The organism is Bacteroides intestinalis DSM 17393 (genome assembly GCF_000172175.1).
Taxonomy (GTDB): domain Bacteria; phylum Bacteroidota; class Bacteroidia; order Bacteroidales; family Bacteroidaceae; genus Bacteroides; species Bacteroides intestinalis.
In genome coordinates this window covers 1635742-1657216 of record NZ_ABJL02000008.1, presented here as the reverse complement: position 1 = coordinate 1657216, position 21475 = coordinate 1635742, and the positions used below count along the sequence as shown (strand labels likewise).

Annotated in this window: 13 protein-coding genes, 1 other RNA gene and 1 pseudogene; 10 read left to right on the top strand and 5 right to left on the bottom strand. The window is 46.1% G+C overall.

The genetic code is table 11. The annotated features are described in order from the left end of the window. Positions 1-22: 22 nt before the first annotated feature. Both BACINT_RS16030 and BACINT_RS16025 read left to right on the top strand, forming a co-directional pair. A complete protein-coding gene (locus tag BACINT_RS16030) occupies positions 23-625 on the top strand; it encodes a riboflavin synthase (RefSeq protein WP_007664903.1) in 603 nt (200 codons plus the stop codon). A gap of 5 nt (positions 626-630) precedes the next feature. Continuing rightward, the gene (locus tag BACINT_RS16025; RefSeq protein ID WP_007664900.1) at positions 631-1170 is read left to right on the top strand and encodes a nitroreductase family protein; all 540 of its coding nucleotides are present in this window, start codon (positions 631-633) and stop codon (positions 1168-1170) included. A gap of 89 nt (positions 1171-1259) precedes the next feature. On the opposite strand, the gene BACINT_RS16020 is transcribed toward BACINT_RS16025, so the two are convergent. Continuing rightward, positions 1260-2576 carry a YihY/virulence factor BrkB family protein gene (locus BACINT_RS16020; protein WP_007664898.1) on the bottom strand — a complete coding sequence of 439 codons (1317 nt, stop codon included), beginning with the start codon at positions 2574-2576 and terminating at the stop codon, positions 1260-1262. 25 nt (positions 2577-2601) lie between these two features. Next, an RNA gene (rnpB, locus tag BACINT_RS23430) (RNase P RNA component class A) lies at positions 2602-2989 on the bottom strand. A 177-nt stretch (positions 2990-3166) separates the two neighbouring features. Here rnpB and BACINT_RS16015 point away from each other — a divergent pair. The 5 genes from BACINT_RS16015 to BACINT_RS15995 all read left to right on the top strand — a co-directional run bounded on the left by BACINT_RS16015 (position 3167) and on the right by BACINT_RS15995 (position 9810). After that, complete coding sequence (locus tag BACINT_RS16015) at positions 3167-4369, top strand: C40 family peptidase (RefSeq protein WP_007664895.1); 1203 nt, start codon at positions 3167-3169, stop codon at positions 4367-4369. A gap of 45 nt (positions 4370-4414) precedes the next feature. After that, positions 4415-5581, top strand: coding sequence for a dipeptide epimerase (locus BACINT_RS16010; protein WP_007664892.1), 1167 nt, complete (start codon positions 4415-4417; stop codon positions 5579-5581). A gap of 39 nt (positions 5582-5620) precedes the next feature. Then, positions 5621-6955 (top strand): transglutaminase-like domain-containing protein, encoded by a 1335-nt coding sequence (locus BACINT_RS16005; RefSeq protein ID WP_007664889.1) that lies wholly within the window; start codon positions 5621-5623, stop codon positions 6953-6955. A gap of 231 nt (positions 6956-7186) precedes the next feature. Further along, positions 7187-8761: a trypsin-like peptidase domain-containing protein gene (locus BACINT_RS16000; RefSeq protein WP_007664880.1), complete on the top strand. Its 1575-nt coding sequence runs from the start codon at positions 7187-7189 to the stop codon at positions 8759-8761. Positions 8762-8949: 188 nt separating this feature from the next. After that, on the top strand, positions 8950-9810 hold the full coding sequence (locus tag BACINT_RS15995) for a sigma-70 family RNA polymerase sigma factor (protein WP_007209697.1): 861 nt from the start codon (positions 8950-8952) through the stop codon (positions 9808-9810). 546 nt (positions 9811-10356) lie between these two features. Here BACINT_RS15995 and BACINT_RS15990 read toward each other — a convergent pair. After that, the gene (locus BACINT_RS15990) at positions 10357-10632 is read right to left on the bottom strand and encodes a hypothetical protein (RefSeq protein WP_007664875.1); all 276 of its coding nucleotides are present in this window, start codon (positions 10630-10632) and stop codon (positions 10357-10359) included. 476 nt (positions 10633-11108) lie between these two features. On the opposite strand from BACINT_RS15990, the gene istA reads away from it, so the two are divergent. From istA to speD, 3 genes are all read left to right on the top strand, one after another. Beyond that, positions 11109-12689: an IS21 family transposase gene (gene istA / locus BACINT_RS15985; protein ID WP_007663077.1), complete on the top strand. Its 1581-nt coding sequence runs from the start codon at positions 11109-11111 to the stop codon at positions 12687-12689. Further along, a complete protein-coding gene (gene istB / locus BACINT_RS15980) occupies positions 12676-13458 on the top strand; it encodes an IS21-like element helper ATPase IstB (RefSeq protein ID WP_005824105.1) in 783 nt (260 codons plus the stop codon). The genes istA and istB overlap by 14 nt, the downstream gene beginning before the upstream one ends. A 114-nt stretch (positions 13459-13572) precedes the next feature. Then, positions 13573-14970, top strand: a complete 1398-nt coding sequence (gene speD, locus BACINT_RS15975; RefSeq protein ID WP_007664867.1) for an adenosylmethionine decarboxylase — start codon at positions 13573-13575, stop codon at positions 14968-14970. Positions 14971-15103: 133 nt separating this feature from the next. On the opposite strand, the pseudogene BACINT_RS15965 reads toward speD, so the two are convergent. Both BACINT_RS15965 and BACINT_RS15960 read right to left on the bottom strand, forming a co-directional pair. Next, positions 15104-20895, bottom strand: a pseudogene (locus BACINT_RS15965) (N-6 DNA methylase). Continuing rightward, positions 20885-21325 carry a DUF1896 family protein gene (locus tag BACINT_RS15960; RefSeq protein ID WP_007664861.1) on the bottom strand — a complete coding sequence of 147 codons (441 nt, stop codon included), beginning with the start codon at positions 21323-21325 and terminating at the stop codon, positions 20885-20887. The pseudogene BACINT_RS15965 and the gene BACINT_RS15960 overlap by 11 nt, the downstream one beginning before the upstream one ends. Positions 21326-21475 lie beyond the last annotated feature (150 nt).

Sequence of the window (21475 nt, the reverse complement as noted above, 5' to 3'; positions counted from 1 at the left end):
TCACTAAATTATAAATAGACTTATGTTTTCCGGAATAGTAGAAGAATGCGCCACCCTCGTGGCATTGGTAAAAGAACAAGAGAACGTACACTTCACGTTCAAGTGCTCATTTGTAAATGAATTGAAGATAGACCAAAGTGTGTCTCACAATGGTGTGTGCCTTACGGTAGTCAGCATGACGGAGGATTCCTATACGGTTACTGCCATGAAGGAAACATTGGAACGTTCCAATCTTGGCTTTCTGAAAGTCGGGGATGTAGTGAACGTAGAACGCAGCATGATGATGAACGGCCGTCTGGACGGGCATATTGTGCAGGGACATGTGGACCAGACTGCCACTTGCATAAATGTGGAAGATGCCGAAGGAAGTTATTACTTTACTTTCCGGTATACTTTCGATAAGGAAATGGCCAAGCGTGGATATATCACGGTAGACAAAGGTTCGGTAACTGTGAACGGGGTAAGCCTGACAGTGTGCAACCCGACAGACGATACTTTCCAGGTAGCTATTATTCCTTACACTTTCGAGCATACGAACTTCCACGATATCAAAGCAGGTAGTGTAGTGAATCTCGAATTTGATATTATCGGCAAGTATATCAGCCGGATGATACAGTTTAACTAATAGATATGGAAGATTTTCTGAAGTTAGTTGCTTCTCGGCAGAGCGACCGTGCTTATGATATGAGCCGTCCTGTTGAGCCTGAGAAGCTGGAACGGATATTGGAAGCTGCCCGTCTGGCACCTTCGGCTTGTAATGCGCAGCCGTGGAAGTTTGTTGTAATTAATGATCCGGAGTTGTCCGTCAAAGTAGGTAAGGCCACTGCCGGACTGGGAATGAATAAGTTTGCTAAAGATGCTCCTGTACACATTTTGGTGGTGGAGGAATCAATGAACGTAACTTCATTTCTGGGTGCAAAGATTAAAGACAAGTATTTCCCTTTAATAGATATTGGCATTGCCACTGCTCATATCACATTGGCTGCCGAGAGTGAAGGGTTGGGCTCTTGTATTCTCGGTTGGTTTGATGAGAAAGAAATCAAGAAGCTGACCGGTATTCCGTCTTCCAAGCGCTTGCTGTTGGTTATCACCATTGGCTATTCCGTGAAAGAGAAGCGGAAGAAAGCAAGAAAGCCGAAAGAAAAGGTGGTTTCTTACAATAAATACTGAATAAATTAAAAATTGAGAATTAAAAATTAAAGAAGCTATGCAGATGAGTGCACAGACGACTTTTAATTTTTAATTTTCAACTTTTAATTTTACAAGTCTTTCAGCAGTACATGGCTCGCACTCTTATAATACTCCTCGCGTGCTTTCATCAGCACATCCCATTGATCGCTGAATTCTTTTTCCTTATCGATCTTGAAATCTTCCGAACCGTGCGTATCCAGTCTGTCCAACAATAGTGCGACATTCAGTTTGTTGATGTCCATTGCAGGCTGATAACCGATTACCTCGTCTTTTTCATCTACCACTTCATGCAGCAGGTTGATTTCCTGTAGCTCGTATAGCACCTGATGCGTCAAGCGGATAGGAATCTGGCATTCTTCGGACATTTCTTCGGCAGTGTACGGCTTAATATTCTCTTCAAACCGCTTGGCTATAAGAGACATGATAAGAATGGAAACAAAGTCCCGGAACCTTCTGCTGATATTTTTGGTATCCTTGTCAAAGCTGAAATTCCGGATGTTTTGTCCTGCGTAGGTCAGCTCTGCGCCAAACAGGCAAATGGTCCATGATATCTGAAGCCAAAGCAGAAATAAAGGGAGTGCGGCAAAACTACCATAAATGGCATTATAGCGCGATACCCATAGCTGACCACTGATATAGAGAAACTGGAATGCCTGGTGTGCCGTTCCTGCAAGAATTCCTGAGATGAGTGCAGGCTTAAACCTTACTTTGGTATTCGGCATATAGATGTACAGTCCCGTGAACATAAACCACGTCAGTACGAAAGGTATCAGGCGTATCAGGAACTTCAGGATAGGAGCCAGCAGAACAAAGTCTTCTATGTACTTTAAGCTGGTAGACATGAAGATAGAGAGACCACCCGAAATTACAATCAATATAGGCATCAGTAAGAACATGGAGAAGTAGTCCGTGATTTTACGGTACATACTCCGCGCTTTTTTTATTTCCCAAATACGATTGAATGTGATTTCAATGCTGCTGATCAGGTTGATAACCGTCCATAACAACATGATTAAACCCACTCCGATGAATATGCCACTCTTGGTTTGCGACAGGTAAGAATTGACAAACTGCAGGATTACTTCCGTCGTTTGATTGTGTCCTCCAAATCCCATTCGTACTTGGCTTTCCATAAGATTGTCGAAGCCGAATCCGCGTGCGATGGCAAACAGGATGGCAAGAATGGGAACAATGGCGAGCAGTGTGCTGTAAGTCAGTGCAGAAGCTTTGTTTACCAGTCTGTCTTTGGTGAAACGGTTAATGCAGAGATAGATTGTTTTGATAATATTATAGAGGGAGAAGGTCGTTTTAGTGACTTCGTCCTCCGTAATACGCCAAATGTCGTATGTCAGGAATTTCCAAAGAGCAGTAATACGTTTATTCATTCTTCATTCTCAGTTCTTCATTAAAAAAAGCAGTCGGTCTGTAAGCCGGGTTCTGTTCCTTGTTTTCAGGAAGAATTCTTCATTCTTCATTCATCAAGGTGTCCATCATTTATCTGAGCCGTATGTCACCATACAAGCTTTAGCGGTCTACCCTCCGACATGGAGCGAGCAGCTCTCATAGCGTCGGTTTACATGACCTTACAACTCCCAAGACGCACAGCCCTTGTGTTGCCACAAGACTGGTAGGCTCTTACCCCACCTTCTCACCCTTACCGACGCCCGAAGACGCAGGCGGTTGTTTTCTTCTACGTTACTCTACCCTCGCGGACAGCTTTCTGTTAGGAAGTGGGATGCTCTGTGTTGCCCGGACTTTCCTCATACGCCGAGACGCAAGCGACAGACCGACCAACTGCTTTTGTCTGGCAAAGATACGACTTTTATGCCAGTGGATACAAAACCTTGCCGAGTTTTTTAACTTCTTCTGAAGAATGAGATATTTGTCTCTCTTAATATTCCTAAAAATATATAACCAAAATAGAAATTATTTCTAACTTTGCTAATACTTAATAACCCCCAAATCATTTTAGCTAATGAAAAGACTTATTCCTATCGTCTCCCTGTTCCTTTTCGCTTCGTTATGTTCGGCGGCTTCGGAAGTCGGGGACAGGACTATTCCTGCTGATGTGGCACAATTATCCGACAGTTTGAAACATCAGTATGCCCCGGACAAACGAGTGGCACTTTTTGATGTAGATTATTCCTTTGCCGGTAAAAATGTGATGTTACGTGGTGTAACCACCTCTCCTGAAGCGAAGGCAGCTCTTCTCAATGGATTGTCGAAAGCCAATTATAAGGTGATGGACTGTCTGCAGGTATTGCCGGATGAGGTTGGGCTGGAAGGAAAAACATATGGTATCATTAATGTATCAGTATCCAATCTTCGTGTAGAACCGGATTTCTCATCCGAAATGATGACGCAGGGATTGATGGGAATGCCCATCCGCGTGTTGCAACGCGACGGCTGGTATCGCATTCAGACACCGGATAATTACATTGCCTGGGTGCACCGTGTAGGTATTCATCCGGTCACTAAAGAAGAACTTCATGCCTGGAATGCGGCAGAGAAAATTGTGGTGACTTCTCATTACGGCTTCGTGTATTCCGAACCTAATCAAACTTCCCAGGCTGTTTCTGATGTGGTTGCAGGTAACCGTTTGAAGTGGGAGGGAAGCAAAGGTGCTTACTATAAAGTTGCTTATCCTGATGGACGGACGGGGTATATCTCAAAATCCATCTCTATGCCGGAAAGTAGATGGCGGGCTTCTTTGAAACAAGATGCTGCCAGTATTATCCATACGGCACACACATTAATGGGCGTTCCATATCTTTGGGCGGGTACTTCTTCCAAAGGAATTGATTGTAGCGGTTTCATGCGTACCATTCTGTTCATACATGATATTATTATTCCGCGTGATGCTTCGCAACAAGCCTATGTGGGCGAGCATATCGATATTGCTCCTGATTTTAGTAACCTGCAACCGGGGGATTTGATTTTCTTCGGCCGTAAAGCTACGGCAGATCGTAAAGAGCGTGTGGTACATGTGGGAATGTATATTGGGGATAAACGGTTCATTCATTCACAGGGAGATGTGCATGTCAGTAGTTTTGATCCTGCCGACGAACTCTTTGATGAATATAACCTCGGACGGCTGTTGTTTGCTACGCGTGTGTTACCTTATATAGATAAGGAAGAATCCCTGAATACAACGGCAACAAACCCTTATTATGAATAATCCGTAATTCTCCCATCATCATCTAATAATTAAAAAACGAATCATATGCAAAACAGAAGAGATTTCCTGAAAACAGAGGCTTTCGCTGCATTAGGTTCCAGTGTGGCTATTAACAATGTATTTGCAGGGGAAAGCACCCCGTCTCTGTTCAATATCAATAAAAGTGGTGTGAATGCCAGGATGAAATTGCGTTTCTTCCCGTATGAGTTGAAGTTGCGCCATGTATTTACGGTGGCTACTTACTCACGCACCACAACTCCTGATGTACAAGTAGAGATTGAATATGATGGAATTACCGGTTATGGCGAAGCATCCATGCCGCCCTATCTGCAGAAAGAGTTGGGTACAATGGAAAGTGTAATGGCTTTCCTGAAGAAAGTGCAGGATGTCATCGGGCAGTTTCCTGATCCTTTCCAGTTGGAAGATATTCTGGCTTATGTGGATAAACTTTCGCCGGGAGATGCTGCTGCTAAAGCGGCTGTAGATATTGCATTGCATGATCTTGTGGGAAAATTGCTGCAAGCCCCGTGGTATAAGATTTGGGGGCTGGATAAGGACAAAGCCCCTTCTACTACTTTCACTATCGGCATTGATACACCCAAGGTGGTACGTGAGAAAACGAAGGAATGTGCGGATCAGTTCAATATCCTCAAAGTAAAACTGGGACGTGAGAATGACAAGGAGATGATTGAAACCATTCGTTCCGTAACCAGTCTTCCTATTGCCGTAGATGCTAATCAGGGTTGGACGGATAAACATTATGCTATCGACATGATACATTGGCTTCATGAAAAAGGAATTGTAATGATTGAACAACCAATGCCTAAGACCCAGTTGGATGACATAGCTTGGGTGACGCAGCAAAGTCCGTTGCCTATCTTTGCCGATGAATCTTTGCAACGGCTGAGCGATGTGGCTGGTTTGAAAGGTGCATTCCATGGCATCAATATTAAGTTGATGAAATGTACAGGTATGCGCGAGGGCTGGAAGATGGTGACATTGGCGCGTGCTTTGGGTATGAAAGTGATGGTGGGATGCATGACAGAAACATCGTGTGCATGTTCCGCCGCCGCTCAATTCTCTCCTGCAGTTGATTTTGCCGATCTGGATGGCAATCTGCTTATTGCTAACGACCGTTTCAAAGGTATGGAAGTGATAAAGGGTAAGATTACATTGCCCGATTTGCCGGGTATCGGAGTTGTGAAACTATAAAGGGGTATTGTCCCATCATCATCTATAAAAATAATCATTATGAAAAAAGTATTGTATGCCGCCGCTCTATTCTTCTTGGCCACTGCTTGTACTACGAAATCCGAAAACAAGCCTTACACCTGGGAAGAAGACCTGCATCAACGTCTCCTTACCGATTTCTCTCGTACAGAAACTGAAGTGAAAGACTACATCCGCAAGTATATTCCTGATGTTACTGATGAGCAAATGCGTCAATGGGAAGCTTCCAAGGCTTTGGAATGTATGACACTGGATGGCGAGAAACGTTATTTCCGCAATGCCGGGCCTAACTTATTCCGCGTGGACTCTGCCTGCTATAAGATAAAAGCTGCGAAAGACGGTGTTTCTTTTAGTGGAAGTGAAAAGGTGAATATGGAAAATCTGCCTGAAGTTATTGCAAGTGTGAAGAAGAGTGGTAATCCGATTACAACCCCTAAACGGATGCGTGTCACCTATACTCTTACTGTAGACAGTAATGCTGTTCCTGCCGGAGAGTTGATTCGTTGCTGGCTTCCTTATCCGCGTACTGACCAGCCACGACAACAGGATGTGAAGTTTATTGCTGCCAGCGAACCGGAATATACGTTTTCTCCGCAGAATTGCCTTCACAGCACTCTTTATATGGAGAAACGTGCCGTGCAGGATGAGCCGACCGTATTCTCCGAAAGCTTTGAGTATACTGCCAATGCTGAATGGCATAATCTGAAGCCGGAAGATGTTCAGCCTTATGACACGACCTCCTCTATATATAAGGAATATACGGCCGAGCGTGAGAAGCATATCATCTTTTCACCGCGTATGCGTCAGCTTGCTGCCAAATTGACAGAGGGTGAAACCAATCCCTTCTTAAAGGCTAAACGCATCTTTCGTTGGGTGAATGATAACTTTCCCTGGGCTTCTGCACGTGAATACTCTACAATAGAGAATATCCCCGAATATGTTCTGGATAACAATAAGGGCGATTGCGGTCAGGTTAGTCTGTTGTTCATTACACTTTGTCGTATCAGTGGCATTCCTGCGCATTTCCAAAGCGGTTTCATGATGCATCCCAAAGCGTGGAATCTGCATGACTGGGCAGAGATCTATTTTGAAGGTATCGGTTGGGTACCTGTAGATCAATCATTTGGTATTCCTACTTTCGCCCGTAATGCAGATGAAGAATATTTCTTCCTGGGGGGCATCGACTCCTGGCGTATGATTGTGAATAGTGACTACGGTATGCCTTTGATGCCCGAAAAGAAATATCCCCGCAGTGAAACCGTTGACTTCCAGCGTGGTGAAGTGGAATGGGAGGGAGGCAATCTTTACTTCCCGAAATGGGATTATCACATGGATATAGAATACCTTGATAATTAAGGATGTATTTTGTTTTAACGTCTATCTGCCTTATTTTCACGTCAGTAAACGTGCATAAATGTAAAATTGTCAGGTCTTGCCGTTAACCGCTGTTAAGCCCCAAAAGTTCACTGTTAAAAGAGAACAAAAAAGAGTGACAAGCGGAATAAGTGAACGATTTTTGTCGTTATTTTAACGTCGAAATGTTAAACGAGATTTGAATATTAACAATTAAAAGAATAGAAATTAAGTATGAAACAGACAACAAAAAACATTCTTGGGGTTGCAGCTATTGTACTTCTCAGTTCAGGAGTAGCAGGTTTAACCGCCTATAAGATGCTGCAAAAAAATACGCCTGCTGATAGTACTGCTGCATTTAGTGATATGTTCCAGCAGAATCCGAACGTACGTTTGGCCTCTTATAATGCCGTTGATGCGCAACCTGTAGATTTGACGCAAGCAGCAGAAAATTCAGTTCACGCCGTGGTACATATTCGTTCTACTCAAGCTTCCAAAGTTCAGGAAGTAGAAGTTAGAGACCCGTTCTCTGATTTCTTCGGTGAATTTTTTGGTGGTCGGGGTGGTACACAAAGACGACAGGTTCAGACTCCTGAACGTACAGGTTTTGGTTCCGGTGTCATCATCTCTAAAGACGGATATATCGTAACGAATAATCACGTAATTGCCGGTGCGGATGAAATCAGTGTAACGCTGAATGACAACCGTCAGCTTAAAGGACGTATCATTGGTACGGATGAAGTCACGGACCTTGCCTTGATTAAAATAGAGGGAGATGATTTTCCTACTATTCCGGTAGGTGACTCCGATGCATTGAAAGTTGGTGAATGGGTGCTTGCTGTAGGTAATCCGTTTAATCTGACTTCTACAGTGACTGCAGGTATTGTTAGTGCTAAAGCACGCTCGTTAGGAATGGGGCAGCAGACTGGTACGGAAAGCATTGAGTCGTACATCCAGACTGATGCTGCTATTAATCAAGGTAATAGTGGGGGGGCTTTGGTAAATGCACGCGGTGAATTGGTTGGTATCAATGCTGCTCTTTTCTCTCCGACGGGATCAAATACGGGTTATGGTTTTGCCATTCCTACCAGTATCATGAAGAAAGTTGTTGCTGACTTGAAACAATTCGGTACAGTTCAACGTGTAAAACTGGGTGTTGCTGTTACTCCGCTTGTAGAAGAACCGGGTGATACTCAACGTCCGGTAGATAAGAGTGGCAAGAAATTGAGTGAATTTAAAAAGGAAGCTCGTGAAAAATCAGGTGTTGTTGATGGCCTTTTAGTAGGAGAAATCGTAGAAGGTAGTTCTGCTGCAGGTGCCGATATCAAGGTTGACGACGTTCTTATCGGTATTGACGATAAACCTATTCATAAATTTGCCGATTTACAGGAAGCTTTGGCAAAACATCGTCCCGGTGATAAGGTTAAAGTGAAATTGATACGTGATAAGAAAGAAAAGACTGTTGAAGTGACGCTGAAAAATGAACAAGGTACTACAAAAGTAGTAAAAGATGCAGGAATGGATATTCTTGGTGCAGCTTTCCGTCCTATACCTGATGAATTGAAGAAACAACTGAATCTGGGTTATGGTCTTGAAGTAACAGGTGTTAACAGTGGCAAGATGGGAGCTGCCGGTATTCGTAAAGGCTTCATTATCTTAAAAGCCAATGGCGTACAGATGAAAACTGTAGAGGACTTGGAAAAGGTCATGAAAGAAGCTACGAAGTCTCCGGATCAGGTACTCTTTATTACAGGTATGTTCCCGTCAGGTAAACGTGCTAATTATGCGGTAGATTTGACTCAAGAATAAAAGGTATGTTTTTTAGGTAAGAAGATTGTAATATTAGCTAACAAAGAAGAAAAAGAATGTCGACAACTAACTTGTCGGCATTCTTTTTGTTTATAATACTATAGTGAATAAGATAAAAAAGTTAGGGCAAGTTAGCTTATAACTAAATTAAATGTCGTAACTTTGCAACCCAAATCTGTTTTAGAAGAATGAGACAACTTAAGATTACAAAAAGTATCACTAACAGAGAGAGCGCTTCTCTTGACAAGTATTTGCAGGAAATCGGTCGCGAAGACCTCATAACTGTCGAAGAAGAGGTAGAGCTCGCTCAACGCATCCGTAAGGGTGACCGTATCGCACTGGAGAAGTTGACACGTGCCAATCTGCGTTTCGTTGTATCTGTGGCCAAGCAGTACCAGAACCAAGGTTTGAGTTTGCCCGACTTGATTAACGAGGGTAATTTAGGACTGATCAAGGCCGCTGAAAAGTTCGATGAAACACGTGGTTTCAAATTCATTAGTTATGCTGTATGGTGGATACGTCAGTCCATTTTGCAGGCTTTGGCAGAGCAGTCGCGTATTGTGCGTCTTCCGTTGAACCAGGTAGGATCGCTGAACAAGATCAGCAAAGCATTCTCCAAGTTTGAACAGGAAAATGAACGTCGCCCGTCTCCCGAAGAGTTGGCAGATGAACTAGAAATCCCTGTTGATAAAATCTCCGATACATTGAAGGTATCCGGACGCCATATTTCGGTAGACGCACCTTTCGTGGAAGGAGAAGACAACAGCTTGCTGGATGTGTTAGTAAACGACGACTCTCCTATGGCGGATCGCTCTTTGGTGAACGAGTCTCTTGCGAGGGAAATTGATAGAGCACTTTCTACGTTAACCGATAGGGAAAAAGAAATCATACAGATGTTTTTCGGTATCGGACAACAAGAAATGACATTGGAAGAAATCGGCGACAAATTCGGTTTGACCCGTGAACGTGTACGCCAGATTAAAGAAAAAGCAATTAGAAGATTAAGACAAAGTAATCGTAGTAAATTGCTCAAGTCTTATTTGGGATAATAAGAAATATCAATTTCCGACAAATAGAAAGAATTAAAAACCGGTGGTCATATTATGATCATCGGTTTTTTTGTTTTTTTACCATAAAAGTGAAGATGAGCTGCGCTTTAGCATAAAAAAATGAATGAATTCATTTTATTTTGCTCTCGGTTTGCATTATCTTTGCCACGGATAATAAAATTTTCTGTATCTGCCTGAATGACAGTTTAGAGTAGAAAAGAAGAAAGTTATTGGTAACGATTTAGCGACAATGTAACTTCAGTGAAGTTCTGTGCTTTGCATTTCGTCAAACAACTCTTTGTGCAAAGGTAACGCAAAAAATGAATATAGCAAGAGAAGTTCTGCAAAAATCTAAAGATTAAATCATTACTCTTTTTATAGGCATATTAGACCTTGTTTAAATCCGAATACCATTACCCCATAAATAGGGCAACCGTATTCAGGTTATAACATAGCCATAGAACAATCCCCTGCCAGCAGTGAACAATCACTTGCAGGCAGGGGATATTTCTTTTTCCGGCTATGCGAACTTTCTTATAGTACCATTTACTTGATGACCTCTTCAAAAGCCGTGTCCATCGCTTCGTAATGGTCACCATCGTGCAGGCTTAAGGCGGCGACAAAACTGTTTAAGGTACGAATGGCATCCAAACGATGCTCCGTGCTTTGTTCTTCAATATTACTCAATACATCTATTGCCGTAGTCAGATGTCCTTTCAATTCCTGTAATGTTGACAAATCCTGAATCGGCAATAAATAGAAAAGTTCATTACTGCCCAAAGATTTCACGATGCCTTGTAGGGCTGTTGCTTGTAGTTTCATATGGTTATTATATTAAAAATGACGTAACTCTGCCAATCCACAAACTCAAGGCATCGCCAAACGCCCAATGCAAGATGAACCGGCAGGTTACGTCAAGATATAACCTTTCCAGTCCATTTACTTCTTGCATTTTGAAATTGGCGATTTCTGAGTTTAAGTAAACGAACAAATTACCACGATGCTATTTGCATCGCTGAGTGCAAAGATAGAAAAAAGAAAAGAATATATCTTCTCCTACCATTTATTTCTCAGCGAATGATATATAAATCAATGATTTGAGGAAATACAAGTACCATAGTAGGTGGAAAATCCAGTGTAAGCTGCCCCCTAAAACCAAGCGATTCTGCCCCCTTGTGCTAAAATAATCCTACCCCCTTGATTCCAATATAAAAATACCCCTGCTTAGCAATGCCCGGCAGGGGATTTTTCGTAGATTTGATTCCCGTCTTGACCGGTGGGATAAAATCATTTCTACTATGACAACAAAGATAGCAAACATCCTCCAATGTTACGCATTGGGGATGGGGATAAAGCAGATAAGCAGGAGCTTTGAGCTTTCCCGCAACACGGTGCGCAGATATGTGCGCCTGTTTCAAGAGTGTGGTATACCGATAAAGGAGTTGGCCGCCATGCCTTCCGCTCGCATCCAGGAAATGTTCTCTGAAGGTGTTGGCCGTAACAGGGAACCGTCACAACGCCAGCTTGAGCTTGAGGCACTCCTTCCTGAGTATGCTGCCCGGCTTAGCCGCCGAGGCGTAACAGTGAAAACCCTGTACGAAGAGTACCGCGAGACCCATCCTGACGGATACAGACATGCCAGTTTCGGCAACTATCTCATGCGTTACCGTATGGTGACACATGTCGTAGGCCATGTCGAGCATTATGCCGGAGACCAGATGTATATCGACTTCGCCGGTGACAAACTGGAAGTCGTTGACAGTGAAAGCGGTGAATGTCGCAGCGTTGAAGTGTTCGTGGCCATACTTCCGTGCAGCCACTATACCTATTGTGAGGCGGTCTGGTCCCAGTCAAGGCAGGACTTGATTAAGGCGTGTGAGAACGCGCTTCATTTTTACGGCGGGGTTCCGATGGCGATCGTACCAGACAACCTCAAATCGGCGGTAACCCGCAGCGACCGTAACGAGCCGGTAATCAACGAGGAGTTTGCGGCATTTGCCGAACACTACGGATGTACCGTATACCCCACACGGGTACGTCATCCAAAGGACAAGGCCTTGGTGGAGAATGCCGTGAAGCTGCTTTACCGATCCGTCTACGCTGACATCGAGGGTCTTGTATTCCACTCGCTGGAGTCTCTGAATGCGGCCATATCCGAATCGCTCTCGGCCTTCAACGGACGCAGGATGAGCGGGCGTCCCCAGTCCAGACGGGAACAGTTCGAGCAGATTGAGTCCGACTGCCTCCGCCCGCTTCCCGCCATACGCCATCAGATGAAAGAGCGACGCTCCGCAACAGTAATGCGTAACGGCTATGTCACCTTCAGGCTTCACCATTACAGCGTACCGAAAGAGTATATAGGCAAACGTGTCGAGATTGTCTATGATGCGGACACGCTGGAAATATATCATGGCCTGCGTCTGGTGACCACACACCAGCGCGATGACACGCCATACTCCTATACGACCAAGGATGCCCACGGACTGCCCGGACGTCATGGAAGTTATGAAAAGGATCTGGAACAGATTTACGAACGGGCCGGCCAGACAGATAACGTCCTGCGGCTGTATCTGCGCAAGGTGGCGGAACTCAAGAAGTATCCTCCCGCGGCGTTCCGTTCATGCAGAGGCATCATGGCGTTGGAGAAGACCTTCGGGCTGGAACGGTTGGTGGCGGCAAGCGCATGCGCCACGCAACTGCGCCTATACGGATATCAGGAGATAAGGCGGATCCTTGAACGCGGGGATGATGCAGACTTCCTGTCAAAAGACGACATCGACGATGAGGTCCCCGTAACATCTATCCACAAAAACATCCGCGGAGCAGCCTACTTCGCACAATTAAAACATTTAAATAGAGACAACAATGGAAACAAATAATCTTACCGCACCGATAGCTGTCGAAAAAGACCGCAACACGTTGACAATCGAACTGATGAACCGTATGAAGCTGCACGGCATGGCCGCCGCCTTCACTGAAAGCCTGACCTCCACTATGGCAGAAACAATGACAATCGACTCTTTCCTGCACATGTTACTTGCCAGGGAATGGGACTACCGTGCCAATGCAGCCATCCAACGCCTTATACGCGGGGCGGCGTTCCGCTACAAGGCCTGCCTCGAGCAGATAGACTATGCAATCCCGCGTGGCCTTGACCGCAATCAGATGGAGCGGCTTGCATCGCTGGAGTTCATCCGCAAGGGACAGAACCTCTTCATCACAGGGTCATCCGGTACCGGGAAGAGCTTCCTTGCCACAGCAATGGGGTATGAAGCCTGCAAGAAGGGCATACGGACATATTATGCGAATGCTCCGAAACTTATGGGTACGCTTAAGGTGGCAAAAGTAAAAGGCACACTGGAATCGGAACTCAAGAGAATCGAACGGAGCACGCTGCTCATATTGGATGACCTCTTCCTTGTGAACCTTGATGCCAAGGAACGCCCCATCCTGCTCGATATAATAGAGGACCGACATGGGCGCAAGTCCATCATCATCACCTCGCAACTGCCAACGGACAATTGGTATGATGCAATCGGAGACCCTACAGTAGCAGATGCCATTATGGATCGTATTATACATACGGCGCACCGGATTGAGCTGACAGGAGAAAGTGTCCGTAAAATGGCTGCATACAGAGGGAAATAAACTAAAATAATAATAACCCCATCGGTCAAGACTTTTTAAGGGGGCATTGTTGAATGTTTTAAGGGGGTAGAATCGCTTGGTTTTAGGGGGCAGCTTACACTGGATTTTCCACCAATGGTAACTGCATTAAAGAAAGAAGGTATCAGACTCGGAACATGGGAACAATGTGGTGGTGGAATAAAGCTAACTCTTGCCGGAAAAAGCTATAGTGAGCAGGTGCTTGGTTACGAAAATATAGATATTGGTTTGTATCGAAAATTGATGACAAGTGAAGAGGCAAGGGTAACATACGCGAATATCCTTTGTGAGAAATATGGAGTTGCTTTTGATGAACGTCCATCTGCTGACGTGACTCTGGATCAAGCCCAATGTACTATCCGAACAGCATTCCGCCGTGCTTTACTTTGTCTGACTCATGTGGTCTTAGTAGGTAAACATATACTCTGTTTAGGTGATGATGATTTTGTTAGTCTTGCCATTGGTTTCTTATTAAAAGAACTTTACCCTACTCAAAATGTCTATCCGACAAATATCCATGTGATTGATCTGGACAGACGTTATATTGACTTTCTACAGAAACAAGCGAAACTGTATGCATTACCGATAAAGTGTGAGCAAGGTGATTTACGAATGCCTCTTCCTACACATTTGTTAGGTCGTTTTGATTGTCTATTTACTGATCCGCCATATACTCAGGAAGGAGCATCTTTATTCCTTTCACGTGCCATCAGTACATTAAAAGAAGAGCAAGGCCTAAAGATTTTCTTTTCGTTTGGGAATAAGTCGATTGACGAAGGCTACTTATTGCAGAAAAGTTTCCAATTGCACGGTTTATCAATCAAAGATATTCTCGTGCAATTCAATGAATACGAAGGAGCCTCTTCATTAGGCAACAAAGGCCAATTATTCGTACTGGAAACAACGAATCGTACCAGAGCAGTTTTTCCTGTCGAGAAGAAAGGGCGTAACGATATATACACGAGAGATAGGCATCCTAAACAAAATAGTTATCGTTGCAAGCAATGCGGACAAACATATTTAGTAGGGAGTGACAAAGATTTCCAAACTATTAAGGATTTGAAAGAACATGGTTGTCTGATGTGTAAGTGCCACATTTTTCAACGACAGCATAAAAAAAAGAATCCGATAGTTTCCAAATACCACTCTTTGGGACATCATATTCTTGCCGATTTTTATGATTGTAGCAACGAATTACTTGATGATGTAGTACAAGTGCGTATTTATATGCATGAAGCAGCTATAAAAGCCGGAGCTACAATTGTTCAAGAGAATTTTCACAAGTTTGCTCCTATGGGAGTGAGTGGTGTTATTGTTATTCAAGAATCTCATCTGACCATACACACTTGGCCAGAGTGTCGTTATGCGGCTGTCGATCTGTTTACGTGCGGAACAAATGTTAATGCATGGGCTGCTTTTGATTATTTACAAGAAAAATTAGGCTCTGGTAATGTTGAGTACAGCGACTTGGTGAGAGGATCGAAGAACTCATGAATTATCAAAATAGATACTTGTAATCTCAAAATAATCGTTCTTTATTAAAACATAGTATAGCATTTCTTGTAAATATTAAATCATCCGCCATTACTAACATATAAAGGCGAATGATTTAATAAAGTCACATATTTTACAGTTTTATACCCTTCAACTCGTTTTTATCCTTGACATGAAATCCCGGACGCCCGATGATGATATGATCTGTAATGAAATTGCCTGCGACACTTCGTTCATTTACTGGACTACGTACTTGCGGAACATCTTCGGTGCGTAGTGGATTTGTATTGTCGGCATTTGCTACCAGCTTGATCCGTTGCCCGTCATTTCCTCTTTCGATTACTTCTGGTGTAGGCGGTACGAGTTCCAATTGAATCTTCCGTTCCAACACCGCCACTTCGGATTTGAGCTTCTTCAGCTCATCCTCCTTTTTCCACGTACCGCCGGCTACTTCCCGAAGTGTGGGCAAATCCTTCTCCAATTTCTCGTTCTCCGTCCTGTACTGCTCCATCAGTTTGGGAATGCGGTCAAGCGCATTGAGGAAATTCGTTGCTGCGGCCTTGTGGTCGGACATTGCCAACTGTCCGTTATTGTAGGTGTACTTGTACGCCCCCTCAATAAAGAAGCGGTTCTGTTTCACCTCCACGCCCTCACGGATGGAGCTTTCCGTTTTCACAAGTATAGGAAAACCGTACAACTCACCGATAGGCAGGTATTCACCGCCCGTTGTGGCGTTCTTGGCAATCTCCTGTAGCCGTGTCCCGACGCTTTTCGCATCGGTAGCCGCCAGACCGTCCAACTTTACCGGGTTGCGGTAATACCCGTCCTCGTCGGTCTGTGCCCGTGAGGTGAAGGTTTCGTAGTCTGCGGTCAGCTTGGCAATGTGTTCGTTGTTCTCATCCAATTTTTTGGTATGCGATTCCAATTTCCACGTCGAGCCGCTTTTATCTTTATAGAAACTCTTGCGCTCACTTTCCAATGCGGCGACTTTCTTTTCCAGACGCGCCTTGTCCAGCAGGTCGGTGTTGCCGGAAAGGATAGCCATGTACTCCGAGAAGTTCATACCCGATTTCTCGTCCATGCTGCCCTCGTCGATGGTACGTGCGCCCATAGCACCGCTTTTAAGCTGGGAAATAAAGGTCTGCTTGCAGTGTAACAGGTTGAATTTATAACTGTCCAGCGATTTTTCAACCGCATAGATAATCACGTCCACCTTGTTGTCGGCAAAGAACTTCGCAATCTCATTGCCCTTTCTTACCGCCCGTCCGTCCCGCTGGGAAAGGTCGGACGGTCGCCACGGCGTATCGAGATGATGAAGCGCAACCGCCCGTTTCTGTGCGTTTACGCCCGTTCCGAGCATACTCGTCGAGCCGAACAATACCCGCACCTTCCCCTCGTTCATGGCATCTATCACCGCTTTGCGTGACTTCTCATTCTTGCACTCCTGAATAAAACGAATCTCGTTTGCCGGAATACCGTAATCCTCAATCAACTTACGTTTAATCTCGCTGTACACGCTCCATTTTCCCGGCTGGTATGTCCCTAAATCCGAGAAAACAAACTGTGTGCCTTTCTGTGCGTCATACTTTTTGTAATACTCCGCAATCTTGGCGGCACAGTGGCTCGCCTTGTTGTCCGGGTGGTCGTCGTATTTGTCCGGATCAATCATCCGCATATCGAGTGCCATCTTGCGGGCGTAATCGGTGGCAATCAGCATCTTCGCTTTTTCCTCCGTTTCCGACAAGGGCAACCGTCCCAATACCGTCGCATCACCCGTTTGTGCGAACTCCATCAGTTTCTTGATGAACTCTTCCTGCACGGGTGTGGGCGGTATATTGTGCAGTATCTCGTTCTTCTCCGGCCTGTCCACGCCTACATCCGCCGCCGTGCGGTAATCGGTAATCTCATTGTAGAAAGCCGCCAGTTCCGGCACTTTGATAAAATAGCGGAACCGTTCTTTCTGTATTATCTGATTCGTAACAGAAAACTCAAAGTCGGTAGTCTTCTTGGCAAAGATAGCCGCCCACGCATCGAAACAGTTGATGTTCTGCCGTTCCAGTTCCTTCGGGCGGAGATATTTGAACAGCAGGTACAGTTCTGTCAGCGAATTGCTGATAGTCGTACCCGAAAGAAACGTAGCCCCCAAATCCTTGCCCGTGCGTTCCTGAATGGTACGCAGGGCAAACAGCATATTGAGAGCCTTTTGGCTTCCTTCGCTGTTTCCCAACCCCGCCACCCGGTCGTGGCGGGTGTTGAAGGTAAGATTTTTGAACTGGTGGCTCTCATCAATAAACAGGTGGTCGATACCCATCTGCTTGAAATCCACCACATCATCCGTGCGGGATTTGATGGCGTGCTCTACCTTTTCGAGTTTGGCGAGCAAGTTGATTTTCCGTTTCTCCAATCCTTTGAGCATCCCTCTCGATACCTCTTTGCCTTGTGCCCTCAAAACGTCCAGATTCTCTTCCACCGAATCCAGCTCCTTTTGCAGAATCTCCTGCTGCACGTCGGTCGGTTGCGGTATCTTTCCGAACTGGTCGTGCGACATGATGACACAATCCCAATCATTATTTTTGATATTGTTAAAGAACTTCACCCGGTTCTGGGGTGAAAAGTCCTTTTCCGTCGCATAAAGAATCTTCGCATTCGGGTATGCCGTGCGGTAACACTCGGCTATCTCCGCGACATTGGCTTTCAGCCCGATTATCATCGGCTTGTGCGCCAATCCCAATCGCTTCATTTCTTGCGCCGCAAGGCTCATAATCAGTGTTTTACCCGTACCAACTTCGTGTCGCAAATTCCGCCGCCGTTCTGTTTCAGCATCCAGACGCAGTCTTTTTGGCTCTGGTACACCTCCTTGATTCCATACTTCTTTTCCAACGCTTTCAAGTCCAAGCCCGGAAAACTCTGGTGCGAACCGTCATAGGTCGGACGGACGAAACAGTTGAACTTGCGGTTATACATATCCGCCAGCCGCTTCTGAAATTCGGGCGACTGTTCGTTCAGCCAATCCGTAAAACCGTTACGGATTTCATCAATCTTGGCGTTGGCAAGCTGTATCGCCTCGCTGTCCCGTACCTTGATGTCATTGCCGTGTTCATCCTTGCCGATACTCTTGCTGATGTCCGGTACGGTGTTCAGAAGGGCGTTTTTCAGCAGGCTGATACCGTCATATTTCCGGTACTGCCCCTGTACGGCATACTGGTCGGTGATTTTGGCGTTCTTTTCCTTACATTTGACCGAATACTCGTCGATGCTTTCCGAATAGGCAATCGAAACATCCGTTCCGAACAGGTGCTTGACGTAGGCGGTGTAGATACCCGTCGGAATCCAGCGTTCACCGAAATTGAAGTCCAATTCGTCAAACGTAATCGGTCGGGGCATGGCATCCCTGAGTGCCGCCAGCGATTCTTCCACCTCCGGTTTACGTTCGTTTCCTTCATTGTCCGCCGCCCAACGGAAGATTTTTTCCATCTTGTCACCCACGTTTCCGGCGACGAAGCGGTCTTTAATCTCATAGTTGTCCACGAGCGGATTGAAAAAGATGCGTCCTTTCAGTAATTTCACCAATTCATCCCGGCTGTTGTCGCACAACGTTTCCATGTAATCAAGATTCACCGCCCCGTAACGGTTCAGTGAAGCGGACAAAGCCTCATGCGGTGTTTCCACGTGCGTAATGTCGTTCAGGGCGAAAGCGACGGGATGGTCGAATATGTCCGCCTTGATGAACTGCCCGTTTTCCACCCGTTCCAGCGAGAGCATATCACGCCCGGAAGTGTCCATAAGCAGGAATTTCACGTTCGCTTTGGCGTTCAGCCTGCCATAACGCTCCACGAATGTGTCGTAGGCGGTATTCAGTGCTGCACGTTCCGGCTTGTTCTCCTCGTGCATCTCCGCCTCGTAAGTATAAAGCCGCTGGTAGCTGTCGCGCACGGAAATGTAAAGCTCCGCCTTGTCCTGTTGTGCCTTGTCCAGCTCCAACGGGTGAAACGTAGCCCCGTAGCGGGTAACACCTTTCAAATAGCCCACCTGATTGCCGTCCGCCACCAACATTCCTTCTTTGTGGTGCGGTTCCAATTTCGCCATCAGCGGACGGGGCTTCATTAACTCCGCCTCCAATTTCTCCGCTTCTTCCCGTTGTTTTATTTCCTCCTGACGGCGTTGCTCTTCCTCCAATCCTCCACCAACCGGGTACACCGGCTTTTCCGCATCGGGACGGTCGGATAGAGTTTTTCCTTCCCTCAGTTCCGCCCGTTGCTTTGGGGTAAGCCCCATCATCGCCTCATAAAAGCCGTTGATAGGCGGGTTGGTGTTCCAATCCATAGCGGCATATACCTGTTCCATATCTATGCTTGGAGATACGGGAGGGGTGGATATTTCATGTACCTTACCTGTATCATCCGCCGTCGGATTGGACTTGGCAGCTTGTGGTTGGTCGAACAAACTGCGCTGTTTGGAGGAAGCGGTACGTTTGGGTTTCTTTCCGGTCGGTTTCCTCTTCAATCCCGATTGGGCGAGCCGCCGTTCCTCTTGGCTGAAATTGAACAGGTCGTACAAGTCCATCACGGGAGGGGTGATTTCCGGCTTCTCTTCTCTTTTCGCGGACGGTTGCTTTTCGGAGATAACCTCTTGCTGTTTGGTCGGTTCCGGGGAATACACTTCCCGAACCTGTTGTTTCTCTTCCTGCTTTACTTCCTGTTCGGGTTGAATTGTCTTTTTAACTGCCGGTTTCTCGGTTTCCTGCTTCACTTCCGGCGCACCTTGCCTGTACCTATTATATAGGTCGATATTCAGATTGGCGGAAATGGCTATGTCCAGATGCTCTTTCAGGTCTTCGCCCATTGCCTGCATACCACCTTGATGGATGGTAAGCAGGGCAGGTTTGCCGTATGGGTCTGTCCCGTGCTGCATCTTCGTGTTCCGGAGCGGGGCGACGCTCATCGTATATTCATTCTCGATGATACCATCCCCGATGTCCGTTGCACGGATAAACCATTTTTCCTGCTCGGACAACTCCCGGTTCTTTGTCGTGTCTTTTTGCAGGATAACGAGGTCGCTGCCCACTTCCGTCCCGGCATGGTCGGTAAACAGGTTGTTGGGCAACCGTACCACCGACACGATATTAGCGTTCTTCACGATATGCCGGCGGACAAGCTCGTTTTTCGGGGAGTTCAATACACCCTCCGAAGTGATGAATGCCACGATACCGCCTTCACGTGCCGCATCCAGACCTTTGAGGAAAAAGTAGTTGTGGATGCTCTTGGCGGCGGTACGCCGGGCGTTGTCCGGAACGCCCGTATATTCGGGATCGAATACCGCCATGTCGCCAAACGGAATATTGGATGCCACCACATCGAAAGTACCCATGAAGGGTTTCTCAATCCGCTCGAACCCCTCCGCACGCACTTTATGTTCAGGGTAAAGGTGCGAGAGTATTTTTCCCGTAAGCAGGTCTTTGTCAAAAGCCATGACCTCCGCTCCCGGAGCGTCAGCACCGAAAGCGGAGATGAACACCCCTTGTCCTGCCGACGGATCGAGCAGGCGGTCGGGGATAATACCCTGTTCATGGAGCGTACCGGCAATTGCCGATACGATTTCGGGGGGAGTGTAAAACGCTGTAAGGACGGAGCTTTTCAGGCTGTCCATATAGCGTTTGTACTCTCTATCATCTGCCGAGTTATCACGGACAAGCCTGTGTAACTCCGCTGTCATGGGAAACAACTCGCGGTCTGATTTCGTCCAATGTACGGCATCCATCAGGTTCTCGGCAGGGTTGAGGATGAACTTCAACCCGCCGAAACCGCAGTAGCGGCTAAGTATTTCCCGTTCTTCGGGAGTAGCCGCCCTGCCTTCCTTTTCCAATGTGAATACCGTCCGTATCGCCTCGATGTTGTCCCGCAGCTTCGCTTTACGGTTAAATGCCATGCTCTTCGAGGTAGATTGCGACGGTTCCCGTCAGTTCTGTATAAAGTCCGTCATATCCGGCAGTGTAGGTGAAACCGTCCGCAAGCGGGTATCGGGCGAACACCTCTTCCATTGCGGGAAGCAGTGTCAAGGCGAATGCAGGGGCATCGCCCGGCGGCACTTCATCGGCAAACTCGTTCCACAACACTTCGATAACGATGTTGTACTTGGAAAAATGCAAGTCCTGAAGCAATGCCGCCATTACCAGCTCCTGCGCACCTTCCGGTGTAGCCCCTTCCAGACGGGACTGTTCGTACACATCGGCTGCATGGTCGGCACGTTCTTCTATGAAATCCGTGTCGGAAGCACGGTCGGGATGGTTCTCTCTCAGGTATTTTAGCAGGTACAGTCCGTAATAGGAAAACTCTGCGGATTTATTCTTATCATTCATATTTCTGTGGATTTTAGTGGATTATTGTAATCAGGAAAGGTATAAACGCGAAAGGCACCCGACGTCCCCGCCGAGTGCCACCACTAAAATCCACAGTAAAATCAGTACCAACTATCAGATAGTATGAATGACTTCCTGTAAATTCAGTGG